Origin of the sequence: Catenulispora yoronensis (genome assembly GCF_039531695.1) — a bacterium.
GTDB classification, from domain to species: domain Bacteria; phylum Actinomycetota; class Actinomycetes; order Streptomycetales; family Catenulisporaceae; genus Catenulispora; species Catenulispora yoronensis.
This window is the reverse complement of record NZ_BAAAQN010000253.1, coordinates 1-519: the sequence shown is the minus strand read 5'-3', so window position 1 is coordinate 519 and position 519 is coordinate 1. Positions and strand designations below refer to the sequence as shown.

Annotated in this window: 1 protein-coding gene; it reads left to right on the top strand. The window is 69.9% G+C overall.

Annotated features, from left to right (window positions below; all coding sequences use genetic code 11):
• Positions 1-30: 30 nt before the first annotated feature.
• On the top strand, positions 31-519 hold a 489-nt coding region (locus ABD481_RS47170; protein ID WP_344672396.1), incomplete at its 3' end, for a hypothetical protein.

Here is a 519-nt window from a genome sequence, read left to right as displayed (position 1 = left end):
AAACAGCAGCTCAGAGGGGAGTTGGCCACCATGGACGCCAGCATCTGGATCGTGAACATCATCGTGTTGGCCTCGGTGCTCGGCTCGGACCTGGGCCGCCGCAAGGTCGGCGCGGCCCGCCTGCTCCGGCCCGCGATCGCCGCGGCCGTCATCGTGCCCATCTACGTCAAGCACCCGGCCACCAACGGCACCGGACTGGTCCTGGAACTCGCCGGCGCCGCCCTGGGCCTGCTGCTCGGCCTGGCCGCCGCCGCCCTGATGCCGGTCCGCCGCGAAGAAGGCACCGGACTGGTCCACACCCACGCCGGCATCGCCTACGCCGCCTTGTGGACCACCGTCATCGGCGCCCGCCTCACCTTCTCCTACGGCGCCACCCACTGGTACACCAACCAACTCGGCCGCTGGATGTACGACCACCAGGTCAGCGTCGACGCCCTCACCGACACCCTCATCGTCATGGCCATCGCCATGCTCCTGGGCCGCACCGGCGCCCTGGCCATCAAGCGCAACAACGCCACC